We start from the raw sequence: 16,305 nt of genomic DNA, 5'->3' as shown, positions 1-16,305 counted from the left end.
ACTGCGGCCCAGATATTCGTGGAGGAAGGAGGAGATCGGGAGGCCTGGTCTCAGTCCCCGGTCCGAGGCAGGGGAGCGCGCTTCACGGCCATCCCATCACTTGCAAAACAGAGCATTCCGTTATGCCGGTAATGATTGCGTCGCACCTTGCGGTACACGCCTGACAACTCCGCACCGCCTATGCAAAACGTCTCGTCAATCTGGAGGTCTGCGAACAGAACCGTGTCCGGTCCGAAGACTTCTGCCTTTTTTCGGGCTGCTGTCAGATCCGTTTTCCTGCGCTTGGACATACTCTGCCTCTCTCGGATTATTTCGTTCCCGATCGGCAGCCTCGTGGGGCGGACGGCGTGGCAAGGGCGGCGCTATGCGCCGGGAGCGGAGCGACGCACCCTTGCTGCGACGCCTGCCCCATGAGAGCCCCTTCCCTCCCTCCTCTTTCTCCTTCCCGCGCGTCTCCTTTCAGCCCCCAAGAGGTTTTCGCGATGGCCTAATAAGGCCGGTATCTCATTGTTTTTGTTGACTTTTATTTGTGGTGCGCTTTACGCTTGCACCACAACAAAAGGAGGGCGCCGATGAGTGCACAGACAGATCAGACCGCCACGGTGATCCGCTTTCCACAGGAGCGGCGTCGCGCACCAACCCTGGACGCGCTGACCGACGCAATCCTGCCCGAGACGCAGTTGCGGGCACTTGCAGAAATCCGCGGCGTGACACCGCCCCGACAGGTTGAGCGCCTCCGCGCGTTCGGACGTGAGAGAGCGCGACAGATTTTCGGAGCCACGGCGTTGCCCGAAACCCGCGAAGCCCGTCAGCACATGGCGTCTGACTGGCTGACCCTTCTGGTCAGTCGGGCCCTGGCCCGGGTTTCCGACGCACGGTCTCTCACGGAACAGGCGGAGCGTCGCGAGATCGAAGATCAGCAACGCGACGGCATCTATGACGATCTTGCGCAGGCACTGCGGGCCGAGATCGTCGCCTGGGAGACAGCCCAGAATATTCTCGGCGGGTGGGAGGTCGTCCACGGACTGATTGATGATCCGGACTCCTGCGCCGTCACGGACAGCACAGCGTGTCAGAGCAGACCCATCTGAACAGGCTGCTGCCGGGACAGAGGTGCAGATAGCGCCGGAGCCAGTGAAATGCGGCCTGCATGATCGGCCGGTACGCCGTGACGGTCGAGCAAGCTGCGCAACAGCGCCTGCTCGCCCCGGAGCGTTTCCTGCCGTAGTTCAGCGCGGTACAGATCCAGCACCTGATGCTCGACCAGAAGAGCCGCGATCCGGCTTTCCACGTCTGACCAGGTCCAGGCGGGATCGCCGATCCCGCCGCGCGCGACGATCTGATCGAGGAAGGCGAGACGCCCCTGCGTCGAGCAGAAATACCGGCCCGCAAAGCCGTCCCGGTTAAAGCAGGCGATAAACCCCCACATCTGGCTGACGCGCTGGTACAACGCCTTGCTGAACCCCTCCTCTGGCAATCCTTTCGCAACAAAGGCGAGGATTGCATTGGCCAGTTGGGCTTTCTCCTGCGGTGAACTCCACTGAGTGGCCGTCAGGCCCTCGGCCTCAATGCGGACGCGCCGCAGGTGTGGCAACAGCAGGCTCATACGTGAGCCTCCTGTGCGAGCGCGGAGAGCGCCTCCGCGACCGCGCCTGCCAGTTCGGGTCGGCGCGCGATCAGCCAGCCCGTCAGGGCGGTACGATCCGCCGCGTCGACAAGGGAGACGACGCGATCGACATCGCAGCGCCGCAGCTGCTCCACGCTGTCAGCAGCCACGGCAACGGCCGAGGCCCAGATCTGATCGCGGGACTGCGGACCCGCAGACACCGTTTCACGCGTCGCATCGGACATTCTTCTTCTCCTGAAAGATTTCAAGGACGGCCGGCCAGGCCAGAAATTCGAGGGTTTCCGGAGTGATGTTCATGCGCAGTGTGTCGCCTGACGCCTGCTTGAGAGCCTGCCGCACAAGCGCTGCGTCCAGGAACTCGCATCCGTCATCCCCGCCAAAAGCCTGTCGTTTCACGTCATGAGCCTTGCCCGCGTTCTGTTCCGGGTCCGCTTCGCGCGCATACGCGCACAGATTGGGCTTCTGACCGTCATCGGACGGCAGAAGGGGAAGCCCGTTCGACATCATGTAGATCCCGTGATCGCCAACCAGCCACAGACCCGCAGGGATCTTTGTGGGATCGACGTCTTCCTGAAGGCCCCATTCACGCGCGCCATGCCCGGGCTTGCGCAGGCTTTTGTCAAAGAGCTGGGTCAGCGTGGCGCGGTGCTCGGACGCGGCCTCGGCATGGGCAAGAAGGCGCTCGATCAGCGCGCGGTCGAAGGTCACGATCATGGGTCATTTTCCTTTGATCAGAAATGCAAAAGCCCCGCTCGATGGCGGGGCTCTGGGACGTTCGGAGGTGAAAAAGCTCAGCCCTGACTGTGGCTGCGATGGGCGGCGGATGCGAGGTAATGATGAGGCACCGGGCCAGCCAGAAAGCTCGGCAGGCACGTAAAGACGAAGACCAGGCCCAGAAAGCCCATGACCCCACCTGCCAGTCCGGCAACGTCTTTGATGTCCTGAAGGGCCTGTTGGGAAATCTGCATGAAAGGTCACTCCTGTTACCGTCATCTCTTTTCTCTGATGACTTCTCCGGCACAGGCACAGGAGGGCTGCGCTGGCACAGGCGCCGCGCAGCGGCGGGATCTCCACGACCCGGAGCCCGTCAGGGCGAGGACGCGTGGAGACCCACCCTTTGCCAGCGCAGCCCTCCTGTGCTGCCCCTCTCTCCCTCTGCCTCTTTTCCTTTCTCTTCTTCCTGTTCTCCCGTCGCACGGGTATGGCGCGTGATGACGCGGAGTTCAGATGTGTCCATTTTGGCGCGCGCACTCCCCCTGCCCGATCTCCTCCACGAGACGGTAAGGCGTAAGGGTCAGGTAGCCCGTCCAGCGATGCCTCAGAACGATCATCGGCACACCCTCGACCATGCCATGCTCCCCGCGGCGACTGGCCTCGGTAATCTGTGTGCGCGTGACGAATGGAGGCTGCGTCCGTGCGCGAAAATCCGTCTCGGCCGCCTGTCGGTCTGAATAAGGGCCATGCCAGTGCTGGGCGGCTTCTTTCGGCCAGAACGACGTCACGCGCAGATAGACGCGTCCATCCGGTGCGATACCAAAATGAACCTTGCGACGATCCAGAAGGCAGGTCTCGATCTGCAGAAGGCTTTCATCGACCATGGAAAACTCGCTCGTCTTTTGAACTGTTGGATCTGGCAGGGGAGACATCATCCGCTCCCCTGCATTGGCCTCAGGCCGCCAGCTGATCCGCTGGCGAAGCTGCGATCAGGACGGCAGCGGCCAGGGCAGGATGCTGGTGGGCGCGATAGCGCGCTACCAGAGCGTCCCGGCTCTCGCTGCCCAAGGCGGCCGCAGGTGCGCCAATGGTCTCGAGAGTGGCGGCAACTTCCGCGGCCCACCCCTTGAAGCCGAGATGGCCGTCCTCAGACAGGCGTTCGGCCTCGGTGAGCGAGACCTCGCGCGGCTCTGCAGCGTCCATGCGGAATGGCGTGTAGCGTGTTCCCCATGAGGCCACACCTGGCGTGCCCTCGTGAGGTACCGGATCTGCAATCGTGGTCTCTAGCCATTCGGAGGTGCCAAGCTCCTCTGAATCATAAGCCGCGTCGAAGCCGCGCGGCTTGCGGCTGCCACGATTGACCGTGATCATGATCTTGAAGGACTTGCCGGGATGCTGGAGCGCTGTGTCGCGGCCGAAGCTCAGAATGAGTGGCTTGAGGCCATCCACCGACTTCGCCTCGACGGTGCGGCGCTCACCAAGATGGGACATGAGCGCCATCGTGGTGCTGGTGAAATAGCCCTCACGCTTTGCGGTGGCGGGCGTAGCACTGAGCGTAAAGAAAGCCATGTCGATCTCCAGATATGACAAAGGGCGCCTCGCGGCGGCCTGAAGAACTGTGAAGGGGTAAGGTAGGGTCAGAAGACGTATTCGGCGCTGCCAAAGACGTCCTGCCAGGGGCTCCGGCTTTTCGAGTGGCAATCCGACGCCGCATCATAGAACCCCGATCTGAACCGCTTTCTGATGTCGTCAACAGTCTTCTGTGCCGCATCGTCCAGCGGGGCATCGCAGCCGATCAAGACGGACCCGTAGGAGGATTTGCGCACCCGGAATTTGTGTTTTGGCAGGGCGGCTTTCAGCAGACGGCGGATGTTCTTTCCTGCCAGCACGCCGCTCTGGTCCGATCCCTGCTCCAGATGGGCGTATTCAGGAGCGGTGCGCAGACGCTCGATTTCGGCCGCATGCGCCGCCTCAGCCTGATCTTTCTGTGCCTGCTTTTCAGCGCGGCACGCTTCGGCATGAGCGTGCAGCTGCGCAATTTCCTCAGGGCTGGCCTTGGGCTCGTCGTGGAAGATCGTCCACTGCACACCATGCAGAATGCTCTCGGGCAGCTTCTTGCTGACACTCCCGCAGGCAAAGACGATATCAAAGCTGGCATTGCCTCCCGCGGCGATGAAGCCGCCAGCAAGGCGTCTGATTGTCTCGGGACGAGGCGTGCCATGGACCGCAGACACGACGCCCCGGCCTCTGTTGTACAGGATGGTGCTGACGCGGGTGCCTACGGTGACAGTCGGGTGTTCAGACATGCTGATCTCCTTCTCTTCATGTCTCTTCAACTGTCCTCTCCGGGGTCAGGGCCTGGCTGGCGGGGCAAGGGCTGAGTAGCCCCTAGTTTTCTAGACGCCTTGAGCATTCAAAGTCTGCTGTTGTTCGAACTGCACGGGTGACAGCATCCCGTTCCTGACCTGCTTGCGCACCGGGTTATAGAACATTTCGATGTAGTCAAACACGTCCTGTCGTGCTTCCTGGCGCGTTTTGTAAGTTCGACGCCGGATGCGCTCGCGCTTGAGCGATGAGAAAAAACTTTCCGCTACAGCATTGTCGTGGCAATTGCCGCGGCGGCTCATCGAGTGTTCCAGATTGTGAGCCCGTATGAAGGCAGTCCAGTCCATACTGGTGAACTGACTGCCCTGATCGGAGTGGATCAGCACCCGGCTTTTGGGCTTTCGTCGCCATATGGCCATATGGAGCGCCTGCAGTACCACATCCGAGGTCTGGCGGCTCTGCATCGACCAGCCCACCACACGACGCGAATAGAGGTCGATTACGACTGCAAGGTAGGAAAACCCTTCCATGGTGCGGATGTAGGTGATGTCTGTGACCCACACCCTGTCGGGTGCCTCGACATCAAACTGCCGGGCCAGCGCGTTGTCGATGACCAGAGAGGGCCTGCCACTATGGCTACCTGGCCGCCGCCTGTAGCCAATCTGCGCTTTGATGCCCGCCAGTTTTGTCAGGCGTGCCACGCGGTTCGGACAGCAGGTCTCGCCCTGATCGAGCAGATCATCGTGCAGCTTACGGTAGCCATAAACCCTGCCACTGTCGTTCCAGGCCTGACGGATCAACGTGGTCTGTCGGGCATCCTCGCAAGCACGTCGGCTCAACGGCTCCTTCCGCCAGGCATAGTAGCCACTGGGCTGCACGGCCAGACAGCGGCACATCGCCCGAACTCCAAAACGATCACGATGCTCAGCAATGAAGGCGTATCTCACTTTGCATCCCTGGCGAAATACGCGGTGGCTTTTTTTAAGATGTCGCGCTCCTCGGTGACCCGGGCCAGTTCGCGCTTCAACTGCCGGATCTCGGCATCCTTGCCGGCATCGCCCGATACCACCTTCGCGAATTGCCGCTTCCACGCATACAGCGAATGTGTGCTGACCCCGAGCCGCTGCGAAACTTCCGCTACCGGATATCCCCGCTCGGTAATCTGCGCCACCGCATCACGCTTGAACTCATCACTGAAATTGGGCTTCCCCATCAACGCCTCCTGTCCTCATTTTTAGGAACCAAGGCGTCCAGAAATCTAGGGGCTACTCAGGCGGCGCGTCAGCGGCGGTCCCGCAGGCGTCAGCCGAGGACACCACCCCTTGCGGCGACAGACAGGCTCTGGCACCCCGCCCTTCTCTCCTCCTGTCGTCTCTTTTCTCGTCTTTTTTCCTTGCGCGGGCTGTCCTGCCCTGTGGAACAAGGCTGCATCTCACCGCATGAAAAAGGGCGGAGCCATGCTGACTCCGCCCTTGAAAATCGCAACCGGTTCGTCCAGGTTCAGAGGTGAGCCGTGAAGGGCTTCGCAAAAAACACCTCACGGCCCGGTTTACCTTAAGTGATTTACTCGGAGAGGCTCTTCAGTGCGGTGGCAACCGCCTGAAGGGTCTTCTTCGTTTTGCGTTTGACGACTGTTGGAAGGTATCCCCACGACTCCCTGTTGAATCAGACGTCACTCGGCGTTCTACGCGCTTCAGGCCAGACCGAGAAACAGCGCCAAAGCGCGATTGACGGAAAGCATGACGGTATCGCTGGCAATCCCGAAGGTGGGGCCAATCTTGTCTCGGGAGACAGTACTGGGCTTGTCGATCATCACCTGAGACGTCTTGCGCAACCCGTTTCGCTCGTCCGGTGTTACCGACAGGCGAAGCAAGGGCGCGTCTATGAGCGTGCTGGTAACAGGGAGTACGGTCACAGAGGCCGTCGTTTCGAAGCGGTCAGCCTGGACGATTAGCGCGGGACGGGGTTTTCCCAGATCACCCTGGAGAGCAACGGTAACGAAGTCTCCCCGGTTCATGCATCCCATCCGTCGAGATCGCTGGCCGCGCTTTCAACGAAGGACATCAGCGCGGGATCGTGCCGTTCTGCCTCGGCCACGAGACGCGCCTGGCGCTGGCATTCTGCATCAAAGCCAGGTGTGCGCGTATCGGGTACCCAGATCTGGACGGGGCGCAGACCGGCCTTACGAAGGGTGTCACGGCGCTTTTGGACGCGAATGGCAACAGGGGTCATGGCGTTTTCTCCTATCGTTACATGTAACAAAAAAAATTCCTGATTTCTACTAAAAAGCGCTCGGGATGCTCCTCCTCCCACTATGCGTTGTAGGGTTCCCGAAGTGTGAGCGCTCTCGTACGCGTCTCAACGCTCCAGAACGGAATTAAGGCCGAAAACCTCGAAAAATAGTCTGCCATAGGGGCTCTTTCTTCTGTCTGCTTACAAAAAAGGCGGCACTCTTCTGAGTGCCGCCTGATGTCAGGTCCATACGTGGCCGTGTGCTGGCTCAGATCCTAAGGATCTCCAGCCGCCCTCCCATGGCAGCCTGCATGGCCACCAGTTCCTGCGGCACCACGAGGTCCGGTTTTTCTGCCGGCTCATCGTCCGTGACGTCCGGATCGCCCGCGTCTTCTCCGCCCTCCTCGTCCATCACGTTTTCCAGATCCTCCGGATCAGCGCACTCCAGACCGTCTTCATCCTCGTCTTCCAGATCGTCTGTCAGGGCGGCCCATTTCGCGCGGCGGGCCTGCCTGTTTCGAACCTCCTCGGTCCAGACGCCAGTCGCCTGCGCAAAACCTGCGGCCTCCGGGACCCAGTGTCCGTCTCCCACGGCATTCAGTAGGGCAGCGCGCATCTCCTTGCCCGTGTTGAGTGGCGCGAGACCATGCGCCTGAACAGCCTTGGTGATGCCGGGCTTGCTATAAGTCTTCAGGAAGTCCTCATCAGCCATGGTCGGCATGTGGGCGTCCGCGTTGAACAGACAGCCCAGCAGTTCCGCTGCCATGCCGGAGCCGGAGTGCATACTGACCTCGCAGTTCATGAAGCCCGCGAGGCTATCCAGCGCGTGCCGACGGATCAGCGCTTCATCACGCACCAGCTCGCCCTCCGGAAACAACGCTTCCATGGCGGTCTTAACCGCGTTCTCCTGAGGCGAGCTGCTTTCGCAGCCGTAAAGATGGACGTTGTTCGCATTCAGAGCGAGCAGCAGTCCGGCCACCAGATCCCACGGATCCGCGTCTTCACTTTTCGCCGTCAGCGCCTTCCTCAGCGCGAGGGTCCGCACCGAGCCGATCATCTTCAGACCCGTACCGGAGATGTCAGGGCGCTCTTTCTTCGGGGGAGGCGTCTGCTCCGCGACATGCGGTTCAGAGCGGAGTGTGTCTTCACCTGTGTAGCGGAGCGTCCGCTCTTCGATCTTCAACGTGTTCGGATTGAGCCAGTAACCGGCGACATCGGTGTCCTGCTCGCCCATCCATCGCGTGACGAAGTTGTAGCCTTCTGGTCGAAGCGGAGACCCATACTCGCCTGTCTCGAGGGCGAGCGTTCCTTCGGGGCGATGCTCGGCGATCCAGTCTTCCTGCGCCGCCCGAAACGCCGAGGCATCCGTGATGTAGCGATTGTCCTCATCGCCCTGCCCGAACAGATCTTCGATCCAGACGATGCCATGCTTTTGCGCCAGCGCATCGTCAAACCGGGCATCACGCGCATACCACTCGTCCTGCTGCAGGTGCCAGGTAAAGTCGCGCCAGTTCACGGTATCATCCGGATCTTCGGCGTTGAGACGATACCCGGCCGGGTCCTCTCCCTCCTCCACGTTTTCGGCGAACATTTCTGCCCACGCGGCGGCCTGATCCTCCAGCGACGACAGGGCGAGGATCCGACGCTCTTTCAGGTCCGGGCCGCGGCCAATTTCGATGGCATGCAGGATTGGCGAATGCAGCTTCGCGAGCAGGGTCAGCCCTTTGAGGTAAGCTGGTGTCACCATGAGGGCGACGCAAAGCTGCTGGTCGGTATAGCCAAGCTCTTCGCGCATCCGGGTTACGGCACGCCACTGGTCTGGCTCGGTCATGCCCTCGCGGATCATGTTCTCACTGGCCGCCGCCAGATCCTCCAGACCATTGTCGATCTTTGTGACATGGACCTGAATTTCCGTCAGACCTGCATAGATCGCCGCTTCCGTGCGTCGGTGGCCCGCGATGATCATTAGGCTGCCGTCCCCGCGCTCACGCACGCGCGGCGGATGAACAAGCCCGACTGCGCGGATATTCAGCGCCAGCTGACGAATGCTCGCCTGACCGGGCTTCGTCTGACGGGGATTGTTCGGGTTCGCGATCAGGGTGTTGGGATCGACAAGGCGCAGTTCGTCCATGATGGGCTCCAGTGATGTCGTAAGGGTGTGGAAAAAATGTCGTGGGGGAGACGTCAGGCGGTCAGGCTGTGCGCGAGGTGGGAGACCACACGCTCGATATGCTCGACCTCCAGCTGTCGCGTTTCCAGCGTCAGCGTGGCCGTGCCGTAAGACCCGTCTTCATCGGCGTCGTAGTCGGTCTGCACGCGGCGGATAACGGCTTCGACGCAGTGCCAGACCACAAGGTCGAAGCTGTTTGGAAACAGAGGGGCAATCGTCTGGTCAGGTCCAAGCGCTGCAACGGCCTTCTCCAGGGACAGGTCTTCGAACAGATCCGGGCTGTCGTCCGCCGTCACATGAAGTGTTGTCCACCAGCCTTCTTTGGCTTCGTACTCAACTTTGACCGTCTTCACGCCATGCGTCCGCATCGCCTCAAAGATCAGCGTCAGGTTTGCTCTTAGAGCTACTTCGGCCGCGGGTTGTCCTGCCGGGTCTGACACGCCGCTCTCCTTTTTTCTGTTGTGATGTTCTCGGCGCGGGCACGGGGCGTGGCTTCGCGCAAGGCCGCGCGTCAGCGCGCCCGGCCTGAGCCTTGCGCGGAGCCGCGACCTGTGGCGGCTCCCTCTCTCATTTCCGTTTCTTTTCCCGTCGCCTTCTCTCTGTCCTGAGACAGGCACGGCGGTGGCGGTTCAGTCGTAAAACGTCAGCATCTCGTCGATCGGCCCGTCTCGATCGAAGTGGATGTAGTGGCAGTTCTGTTCTCGCGCCTGAGCCATCAGGGCGGCCAGTTCCGGAGACACGTCATGAGGGACGTCCTCCGCCTCGGTGGGAACATGAATCATCCAGCCATACGGCCCGCCAAGACAGCTTCGCCCTGCTGTGCCCTCGCTGCTGAGATAAAGCTCGCACGCATCACGCTCTGCGACCGGAAGATGCCCGGTACTGAGATCCAGGTGCCGGCAGACGAGGCCTGCGGTTGACGGTTTGGCCTTGCTCATGCCTGCCCCTCGGGTCTGACAATGAACGACGTCAGGCAACTGCCCCCGGTCCAGCGATCCATGGTCAGCATCATCTCGACGCCCTCAAGAGTCTGGGCAATAGTCCCATTCAGGCGGCCCCGTTGCAGATCCTTCGGGGTAATTACGGGCTGCGCGTTGCGGTCCACGAAATCAGCTTCCGCGCAGGTCGCATCTTTATATGGCCCGTGCCAGTCATTCCCGTTGACGGGATAGCTGTCCACGGTGCGCAGAAGGGCCTCACCATTCGGATAGGTGAAAATCTCCACGTTCACACCGCACAGGATCTTGGAGAGGGTGGTCTGGTCCATCTGGCTCATGCCGCGCACTCCACGAATGGGGTCAGGCCTCTCATGATGGAGTGGCGCTCGTGACACGGTCCATGGACTGTCGCCCGATTATAGACAGGCGCATCGTCCAGATTGGAGTATGCCAGAAAAATGGCTGCATCCTTCGGGTCACGCAGCAGGTTCAGCCAGGACCACACCGGAGTTTCGCCTCTCCTCTCCGGAGCCTTGATCGTCGAGAGCTCGTCCACACGCTTCTGAAGCCACGCGGAAACCGGCCCCTTGCGGAGCGCGAAATGTCCCGTGCAGGTCATGCCCCGATCCAGAAGCGCCTGCGCGCCCACAGCGTCCCGCAACACAGTCCGGCACTTGCGGATATAGGTTTCTGCCTGCGTCTCGCTGGCACCGGAGAAGCGCATCCCGCCACCTTCACAGGATGCGGCATACTGCACCACTTCGCGCATGATCTCCCAGCTCTGTCCCGCGCCAATCAGGGACCAGCTTCTCGCGCGGAGCGACCCACGGCCCTCGTAGACATTATTATCGCCACCCAACTCCATCAGCAGATACTGATCGGCATAAAAGCTGCTATCGGCAACATGAGGGCGCAGGGTTTCTGCGGGAAGTCGCACGGCGGCGAGGTCATAGACGATACGATAGGACATGCTCTCTTCCTCTGATGTCTCTTTCAACCTCTTCGCAGATGCAGGGGCTGCCCGGTGCGGCAAGGCCGCGCGTCAGCGCGCCCGGCCTGAGCCTTGCCGCACCGGGCGGGCCATGCCCGCCCCTTCCCCCTCTCCTTATGCTGCCGCTTCTTCTTCCTCTCCTCCTCCCCCATTGTCGTTGACGCTCAGGCTTTCCATCGCGGCCAGCGCTTCGGCGGCCTCCGCCTCCCGACGCGCTGTATCCTCGGCCAGATCCGCCTCCAGAGACGCCATCTCTTCTTCCTTCTCCTCCAGAAGTGCGGCCTCGCGGAACGGCATCCCGTCACGGGCACGGTAGCCGGGCAGCTTGCGCTCCGTCTCGGCAAGCAGCCGCTGCGCATCCGCAAGCTCGCTGTCGAAGCGCAGTAGCGTGTTCTCGATGCGGGCGATAAAGCCAAGCGGCGCCGTGTCGTGGTCAAAGTCGATCCCGATCATCCGGTCCTCGGCCATGATTGCGATGGTCGCGTCCCATTCCTCTTCACCCATGAAGGTCGAGCTCCAGGTCTCGCACACGAGCTCAAAACCGCCGATCTCGCCAAGTGTCCACCGACCCTTTGTCTCTGCGCGTTTGGCCGTGCGCGCCTGACCCATCAGCCACTTGCCGGCATCCTGACGTTCGGTCATCACATCCGACTTGCGCACAAGCTCGAACGCCTCGCCCCGTGTCGACTGGCGTTTCGCGATATCCGCCCGGATCTTCGGGATAAACGTCTCCGCAGTCCTCTGATCGCGCTCGGCCCGCTCGATCGCACGACGCACGTTGAACTGGTCGTCGTAATGGGCGGCCTTGAGACGACGCAGTCGGGCCAGCTCTGCTTCCAGTCCTGCCTTCTTCATCAGGCGCTCGTCGCCCGAAGCGAGTGCCTTCGCCATGGCAAACTGGTTCGCACTCTCGCCGATATCCTCCAGACGGCGGATTGACCGGTCTCCGGACATGGCCAGACACAGGAAACGCTGCTTGCGCTCCAGAAGCTGCCAGTTTGTGGCATCCACTGAACCCTTCAGGGCATAGGCGTAAATCTGGATCACAGGGTTCTGGTTGCCCTGGCGTTCGATCCGTCCCTCACGCTGTATGATGTCGGCCACCAGCCAGGGCACATCGAGATGGTGCAGGGCAATCAGACGCTGCTGTGCATTCACGCCCGTACCCATCGTAGCACTCGAGCCGATCAGGATGCGTTTGCGCCCGGAATTGAGATCCCGGAACAGTCCCTGCTTGGCCGCACTCTTTTTGTAGTGCTGCATGAACGCGATCTCATCGCGCGGCACGCCCATCCGCATCAGCTCGTCGCGGATCCACAGATAGGCCGAGAAGCCCCGTTTCTCCAGCGCCGCTTCCGTGCCCAGATCCGAGAAGATCATCTGCACGGCCCCGGGCAGGTCATACGGCTTGCCGGTATCGGGATCGGTGTAACGGTTGTCGCGCGTCGCCTTCCAGATGTCGAAGACCTTCGCGATCATGACGTTCAGCTTGTTGCTGGTGTCGTTGTCTTCCCAGGATCGGACAAAGCGCAGATCAATCGCCGCGTGACGCGCATCGTTGATCACGGACAGGATGATATCCTCACCCTTCTGCGGCTTGCCCTTACGCTCCTCGATCACCTTGATCCGCGCTTCCAGTTCCTTCTGGTAATCGCGGAAAGCGGGTCCGCTGTCAGCGACGATGATCTGGCGGCTTCCCGTGGCGATCTCGGGAAGTTTCACGTACTGACGCAGATCGTCCTGCTGCACCACATCCGCGAAATGCCGGTACATGGCCATCAGATCGGCCACGTTCACGAACTCCGCAAACCGCGTCACAGGCTTGTACAGCCCGCTTGGCTGAAGCTCGAGCTCCGTGCGGGTCTCCCCGAAATTGGCGGCCCAGGCGTCGAACTCGTGCAGGCCGCGCTCGATCAGGGCGTCGATCTGCTGGAAGCGCTGCACATTGTACATCTCGCCCAGAGTGTTCGTAATCGGCGAACCCGAGGCCATGACAAGCTCGCGACCGGGATTGATGCGACTGAGATAGCGGGCCTTGACGTACAGGTCCCAGGCCCGCCCGCTGCCGTTCGGATCGACGCCCTTGAGGCTGGACTGGTTCGTACCGAAGCTCAGTTTCCGGAACTGCTGCGCCTCATCCACGAGGATCTGGTCGATCCCGATCTCGCCAAGATGCACCAGATCGTCCTTGCGGCTGGCCAGCCCGTCCAGCTTCGCTTTCATCCCCTCCTTCATGCGCTCGATGCGCTTGCGCGAGATGCGGTCGTCGGCGTCGATCTCGCACAACAGGCTTTCGTAAGACGCGATCTGCGCCTCGATCATCGCCTGCTCAAACGCGGTTTCGACCGGGATGAACTTGAAGGCATCATGCGTGATGATGATCGCATCCCACTGTCCCGTGGCCGCACGGGCAAGGAAGCGCTGACGCTTCGCTTTCACGAAGTTCGTCTCGTCCGCCACCAGGATCTTCGCGGTCGGGTAGAGCATCAGGAACTCGCGGGCCATCTGCGCCAGACAGTGTCCCGGCACCACAACCATAGCCTTCAAGATCAGGCCGAGACGGCGCTGCTCCATGATCGCCGCGCACATCGAGAAGGTTTTTCCCGATCCCACGGCGTGGGCCATGTAAGTGTTGCCCGTGGCGATGATGCGCCAGACCACCCGCTTCTGATGGGCGCGCAGCTGGATCGTGGTGCTGGCCCCGGGCAACTGCAGATGCGCCCCATCGAATGCGCGGGGGACGAGGTTGTTGTAGGTGTCGTTATACAGCCGCACCAGACGCTCGGCGCGCTCCGGGTCCTGCCACACCCAGGTCTGGAAGGCCGTTTTAATGGCCGCGATCTTTTCCTTGGCAGCCTCGGTCTCCTGGGCGTTCAGGGTACGATGTTCGCCGTTCTCGTCGCGCCAGGTGTCCCAGATCTGCGGGATGGCCTGATTGAGCGCATCCTCGATCAGTTCCCCTGCGGGACGCCGTTCGGTGCCCCAGACGGACGTCGCCTCCGCCTTGCCCCGGAACGGTCCCTTGTCCAGGGTCCACGACGCCACCTCCTTTGTGTGCCACACGCCAGCGTCGACCCCGATGACCTCGGCGATGAAGCCCTCGATGTCGGCGGTCGGGATCCACGGTGCCCCCAGACGGGCCGTGATGTCGCTCGGCCGCAGATCCTCGGGCTGGGCCTCTTCCAGCGCAGCCACGGACCGGGCAAAGCGGGGGTCAGTCTCGGCCGCCTTGCGGGCCTCCGCCAGTTTTGTGCGCACGGCCCCTGACAGCGCCTCGTCGGCTGGCACCCAGACATCGCGTCCGGGCTGGCTGCGTCCGGCATCGAGATAGATGGCACTGCCCAGCTCGGCGATAACCTCATCCTCGGACCGCCCCAGCAGCTCGGCTATGCGCGGAATCTCCACCACACCCGTCTCGTGCAGGCAGACGGCGAGCGCGTCATGGGCGCTGTGGACCTCCGGCTCCAGCGTCGCCTGGATCACACGCTCGGAGAACAGCGGCCCCTGTGTGCCGATCTGCCGGTCCTCGTCATACTCCTCGATCGAGCTGACCAGCCAGACGTCCGGATCGTCGTAGAAGGGCTGGAGGTTTGGACGCCGCTGCGTCGTGCTCTCGTCCCCGGTTTTGGGATCAACACGCGTGCTGGTGATTGTCAGGTTGATCGGGCCGAACTGTCGCACGAACGTCTGGTAGGCGCGCTTGAGGTCCGTCTGGAGCGCACTGTAAGGCAGGTTCTCCACCTGGGCGCGCAGGACCGCACGGGCGGCATCGCGGACAGGGATCAGGCCTTCGATGATGCGCGCGTGCTTCTGGAAGATGCCGTCCTTCTGCTCGCCTTTCCTGACCTTCACCGGCACCGACTGGCCGTCAATGATCTGGTGCAGCGCACCCTTCTCGATCAGGTAGCTGCCTTCCTTGAGGCTCGCCCCCTTCCCTGCCGTGCCGACATCCACACGGCGGCTTTCCCGTAGCGCCTCGACGTCGAGCGTCTGCGGCACCGGGAAGCGTGCCAGCGCGGCGAGACGGGAGAGCGCGCTCGGCAGGGCGTCGTCGAGCATCAGCATCGGGTTCGCCGCGCAGGTGTATTCCGGCCCGTACTGTCCGCCCGTCCAGCCATGCCGACCCAGAACCTGCTGACCGTTCTCCGCAAAATAGCGGTTGATGCTGAGCGGTCCCTCCCCCTCGTCGGTGTCGGACAGGTCCACAACGTCCAGCCAGGCGGTGTCGCCCGGGCTGTCTCCGATCTCACGACGGCGCAGGACCAGCACGTCCACCACCACGTCGGTTCCGGCATCATCCCGCATCGCGCCAGCCGGCAGGCGTACCGCCCCGACCAGGTCCGCCGTTTCAAACAGGTGGCGGCGCGCGGTGGCGTCACGCTTGTCCATTGTCCAGCGTGACGTCACGAACAGACCCATCGCTCCAGGACGCAGGCGGGAGACGGAGCGTGCGATAAAGTAGTCATGCAGTGACAGGCCAAGCCGCCCCAGCTCGTCCGTGCCGCGCACAGTGCGGTTACTGAACGGCGGATTGCCAATCGTGAGGTCAAACTGCTCGGCAATCTTCGCCGTCGTGAAGTCCTCGGCGCGGACCCACTGGTTCGGAAACAGCTTGCGGGCAATGCGGGCCGTGAGCGGATCGTTCTCGATCGCCGTCCAGGCCGTCTTCGGGGCAAGCTTTTCCGGGATCGCGCCCATGAACAGGCCGGTGCCGCAGCCCGGCTCTAGCGCACGTCCGCCGCGGAACCCCATCTGCGCCACCAGATCCCACAGCGCATGCACGATCAGTTCCGGTGTGTAATGGGCGTACTGCGTGGCCCGCGCCAGCCCGGCCCGTTCCTGCTGGCTGGTCAGCGTTTCAAGCTGAACCCCGATCTCTTCCCAGCCCTGACGGAAGGCTTCGCCTGGACGGGGGAACAGGCTGTTGGCCAGCTCACCCGCACCGAACCCCGTGAACTTCGCCAGCACCGCCTGTTCGGAGGGCGTTGCATTGCGGCCATCCGTTTCCAGTTCAGTCAGAAGACGGATGGCGGCGAGATTGTCCCGCGCCCGCGCTTTCCAGCCCTGGGCCAGGTCGCGTGTGCCGCAGAGACAGAAGTCGACCTTTGGAGCAACAGCCGGGATAACTGCGGCCTGCTCGACGACCTTTGCAGCCTCCTCAAGCGCTTTATCGCCAGGCAGTTCGCCCCAGAAAAGATTGGCGTTCGCGCCTCCAAGGGCTGATGTGTCGAAGAAGCTCAGCTGTGCCTTGCTCATGGGAAAACTCCGGACAAGCGACCGCGCCCGGTCCTGCGCGCGGCAGACCGGG

At 62.1% G+C, this 16,305-nt stretch carries 18 protein-coding genes; 1 reads left to right on the top strand and 17 read right to left on the bottom strand.

Annotated features, from left to right (window positions below; all coding sequences use genetic code 11):
- Positions 1-50 precede the first annotated feature (50 nt).
- Positions 51-290: a hypothetical protein gene (locus tag IGS75_RS13520; protein WP_086649743.1), complete on the bottom strand. Its 240-nt coding sequence runs from the start codon at positions 288-290 to the stop codon at positions 51-53.
- 282 nt (positions 291-572) lie between these two features.
- Between IGS75_RS13520 and IGS75_RS13515 the strand changes: the two genes are divergently transcribed.
- Positions 573-1,091, top strand: coding sequence for a hypothetical protein (locus tag IGS75_RS13515; RefSeq protein ID WP_194258313.1), 519 nt, complete (start codon positions 573-575; stop codon positions 1,089-1,091).
- On the opposite strand, the gene IGS75_RS13510 is transcribed toward IGS75_RS13515, so the two are convergent.
- The 16 genes from IGS75_RS13510 to IGS75_RS13435 form a co-directional block, all read right to left on the bottom strand.
- Positions 1,073-1,606, bottom strand: coding sequence for a hypothetical protein (locus tag IGS75_RS13510; protein ID WP_202258745.1), 534 nt, complete (start codon positions 1,604-1,606; stop codon positions 1,073-1,075). The genes IGS75_RS13515 and IGS75_RS13510 overlap by 19 nt on opposite strands.
- Complete coding sequence (locus IGS75_RS13505; protein WP_237469131.1) at positions 1,603-1,827, bottom strand: hypothetical protein; 225 nt, start codon at positions 1,825-1,827, stop codon at positions 1,603-1,605. The genes IGS75_RS13510 and IGS75_RS13505 overlap by 4 nt, the downstream gene beginning before the upstream one ends.
- Positions 1,828-1,831: 4 nt before the next feature.
- A complete protein-coding gene (locus tag IGS75_RS13500; RefSeq protein ID WP_202258741.1) occupies positions 1,832-2,341 on the bottom strand; it encodes a DUF3085 domain-containing protein in 510 nt (169 codons plus the stop codon).
- A gap of 77 nt (positions 2,342-2,418) precedes the next feature.
- Entirely contained in the window at positions 2,419-2,595 is a 177-nt protein-coding gene (locus tag IGS75_RS13495; RefSeq protein ID WP_202258739.1) for a hypothetical protein, read from the bottom strand.
- 255 nt (positions 2,596-2,850) lie between these two features.
- Positions 2,851-3,276, bottom strand: a complete 426-nt coding sequence (locus IGS75_RS13490; protein WP_202258737.1) for a hypothetical protein — start codon at positions 3,274-3,276, stop codon at positions 2,851-2,853.
- 19 nt (positions 3,277-3,295) lie between these two features.
- Positions 3,296-3,910: a hypothetical protein gene (locus tag IGS75_RS13485; RefSeq protein ID WP_202258735.1), complete on the bottom strand. Its 615-nt coding sequence runs from the start codon at positions 3,908-3,910 to the stop codon at positions 3,296-3,298.
- A 68-nt stretch (positions 3,911-3,978) separates the two neighbouring features.
- Positions 3,979-4,647 carry an LPD29 domain-containing protein gene (locus IGS75_RS13480; RefSeq protein WP_194258308.1) on the bottom strand — a complete coding sequence of 223 codons (669 nt, stop codon included), beginning with the start codon at positions 4,645-4,647 and terminating at the stop codon, positions 3,979-3,981.
- Positions 4,648-4,737: 90 nt separating this feature from the next.
- Positions 4,738-5,879 (bottom strand): IS3 family transposase gene (locus IGS75_RS13475; protein WP_202256546.1). Its coding sequence is split into 2 segments (ribosomal slippage): positions 4,738-5,639 and positions 5,639-5,879, totalling 1,143 coding nucleotides; the frame shifts between segments, so codons are not numbered across the junction.
- A 480-nt stretch (positions 5,880-6,359) separates the two neighbouring features.
- Positions 6,360-6,683 carry a type II toxin-antitoxin system PemK/MazF family toxin gene (locus IGS75_RS13470; RefSeq protein ID WP_062022288.1) on the bottom strand — a complete coding sequence of 108 codons (324 nt, stop codon included), beginning with the start codon at positions 6,681-6,683 and terminating at the stop codon, positions 6,360-6,362.
- Entirely contained in the window at positions 6,680-6,898 is a 219-nt protein-coding gene (locus IGS75_RS13465; RefSeq protein WP_062269019.1) for an antitoxin MazE family protein, read from the bottom strand. Before IGS75_RS13465 ends, IGS75_RS13470 begins: the two co-directional genes overlap by 4 nt.
- Before the next feature lie 268 nt (positions 6,899-7,166).
- The gene (locus tag IGS75_RS13460; protein WP_202258733.1) at positions 7,167-9,029 is read right to left on the bottom strand and encodes a ParB/RepB/Spo0J family partition protein; all 1,863 of its coding nucleotides are present in this window, start codon (positions 9,027-9,029) and stop codon (positions 7,167-7,169) included.
- Between the two features lie 53 nt (positions 9,030-9,082).
- Positions 9,083-9,508: a hypothetical protein gene (locus IGS75_RS13455; RefSeq protein WP_202258731.1), complete on the bottom strand. Its 426-nt coding sequence runs from the start codon at positions 9,506-9,508 to the stop codon at positions 9,083-9,085.
- 189 nt (positions 9,509-9,697) lie between these two features.
- Complete coding sequence (locus IGS75_RS13450) at positions 9,698-10,006, bottom strand: DUF5983 family protein (protein ID WP_202258729.1); 309 nt, start codon at positions 10,004-10,006, stop codon at positions 9,698-9,700.
- Positions 10,003-10,344: a hypothetical protein gene (locus IGS75_RS13445; RefSeq protein ID WP_202258728.1), complete on the bottom strand. Its 342-nt coding sequence runs from the start codon at positions 10,342-10,344 to the stop codon at positions 10,003-10,005. Before IGS75_RS13445 ends, IGS75_RS13450 begins: the two co-directional genes overlap by 4 nt.
- Positions 10,341-10,976, bottom strand: coding sequence for a hypothetical protein (locus IGS75_RS13440; RefSeq protein WP_202258726.1), 636 nt, complete (start codon positions 10,974-10,976; stop codon positions 10,341-10,343). Before IGS75_RS13440 ends, IGS75_RS13445 begins: the two co-directional genes overlap by 4 nt.
- A 135-nt stretch (positions 10,977-11,111) precedes the next feature.
- Entirely contained in the window at positions 11,112-16,253 is a 5,142-nt protein-coding gene (locus IGS75_RS13435) for a DEAD/DEAH box helicase family protein (protein WP_202258724.1), read from the bottom strand.
- Positions 16,254-16,305 lie beyond the last annotated feature (52 nt).

Source organism: Gluconobacter sphaericus, from assembly GCF_016757795.1.
In the GTDB taxonomy this organism is placed as follows: Bacteria; Pseudomonadota; Alphaproteobacteria; order Acetobacterales; family Acetobacteraceae; genus Gluconobacter; species Gluconobacter sphaericus.
Note: the sequence above shows the minus strand (reverse complement) of the source record. Positions and strands in the feature narration are given on the sequence as shown.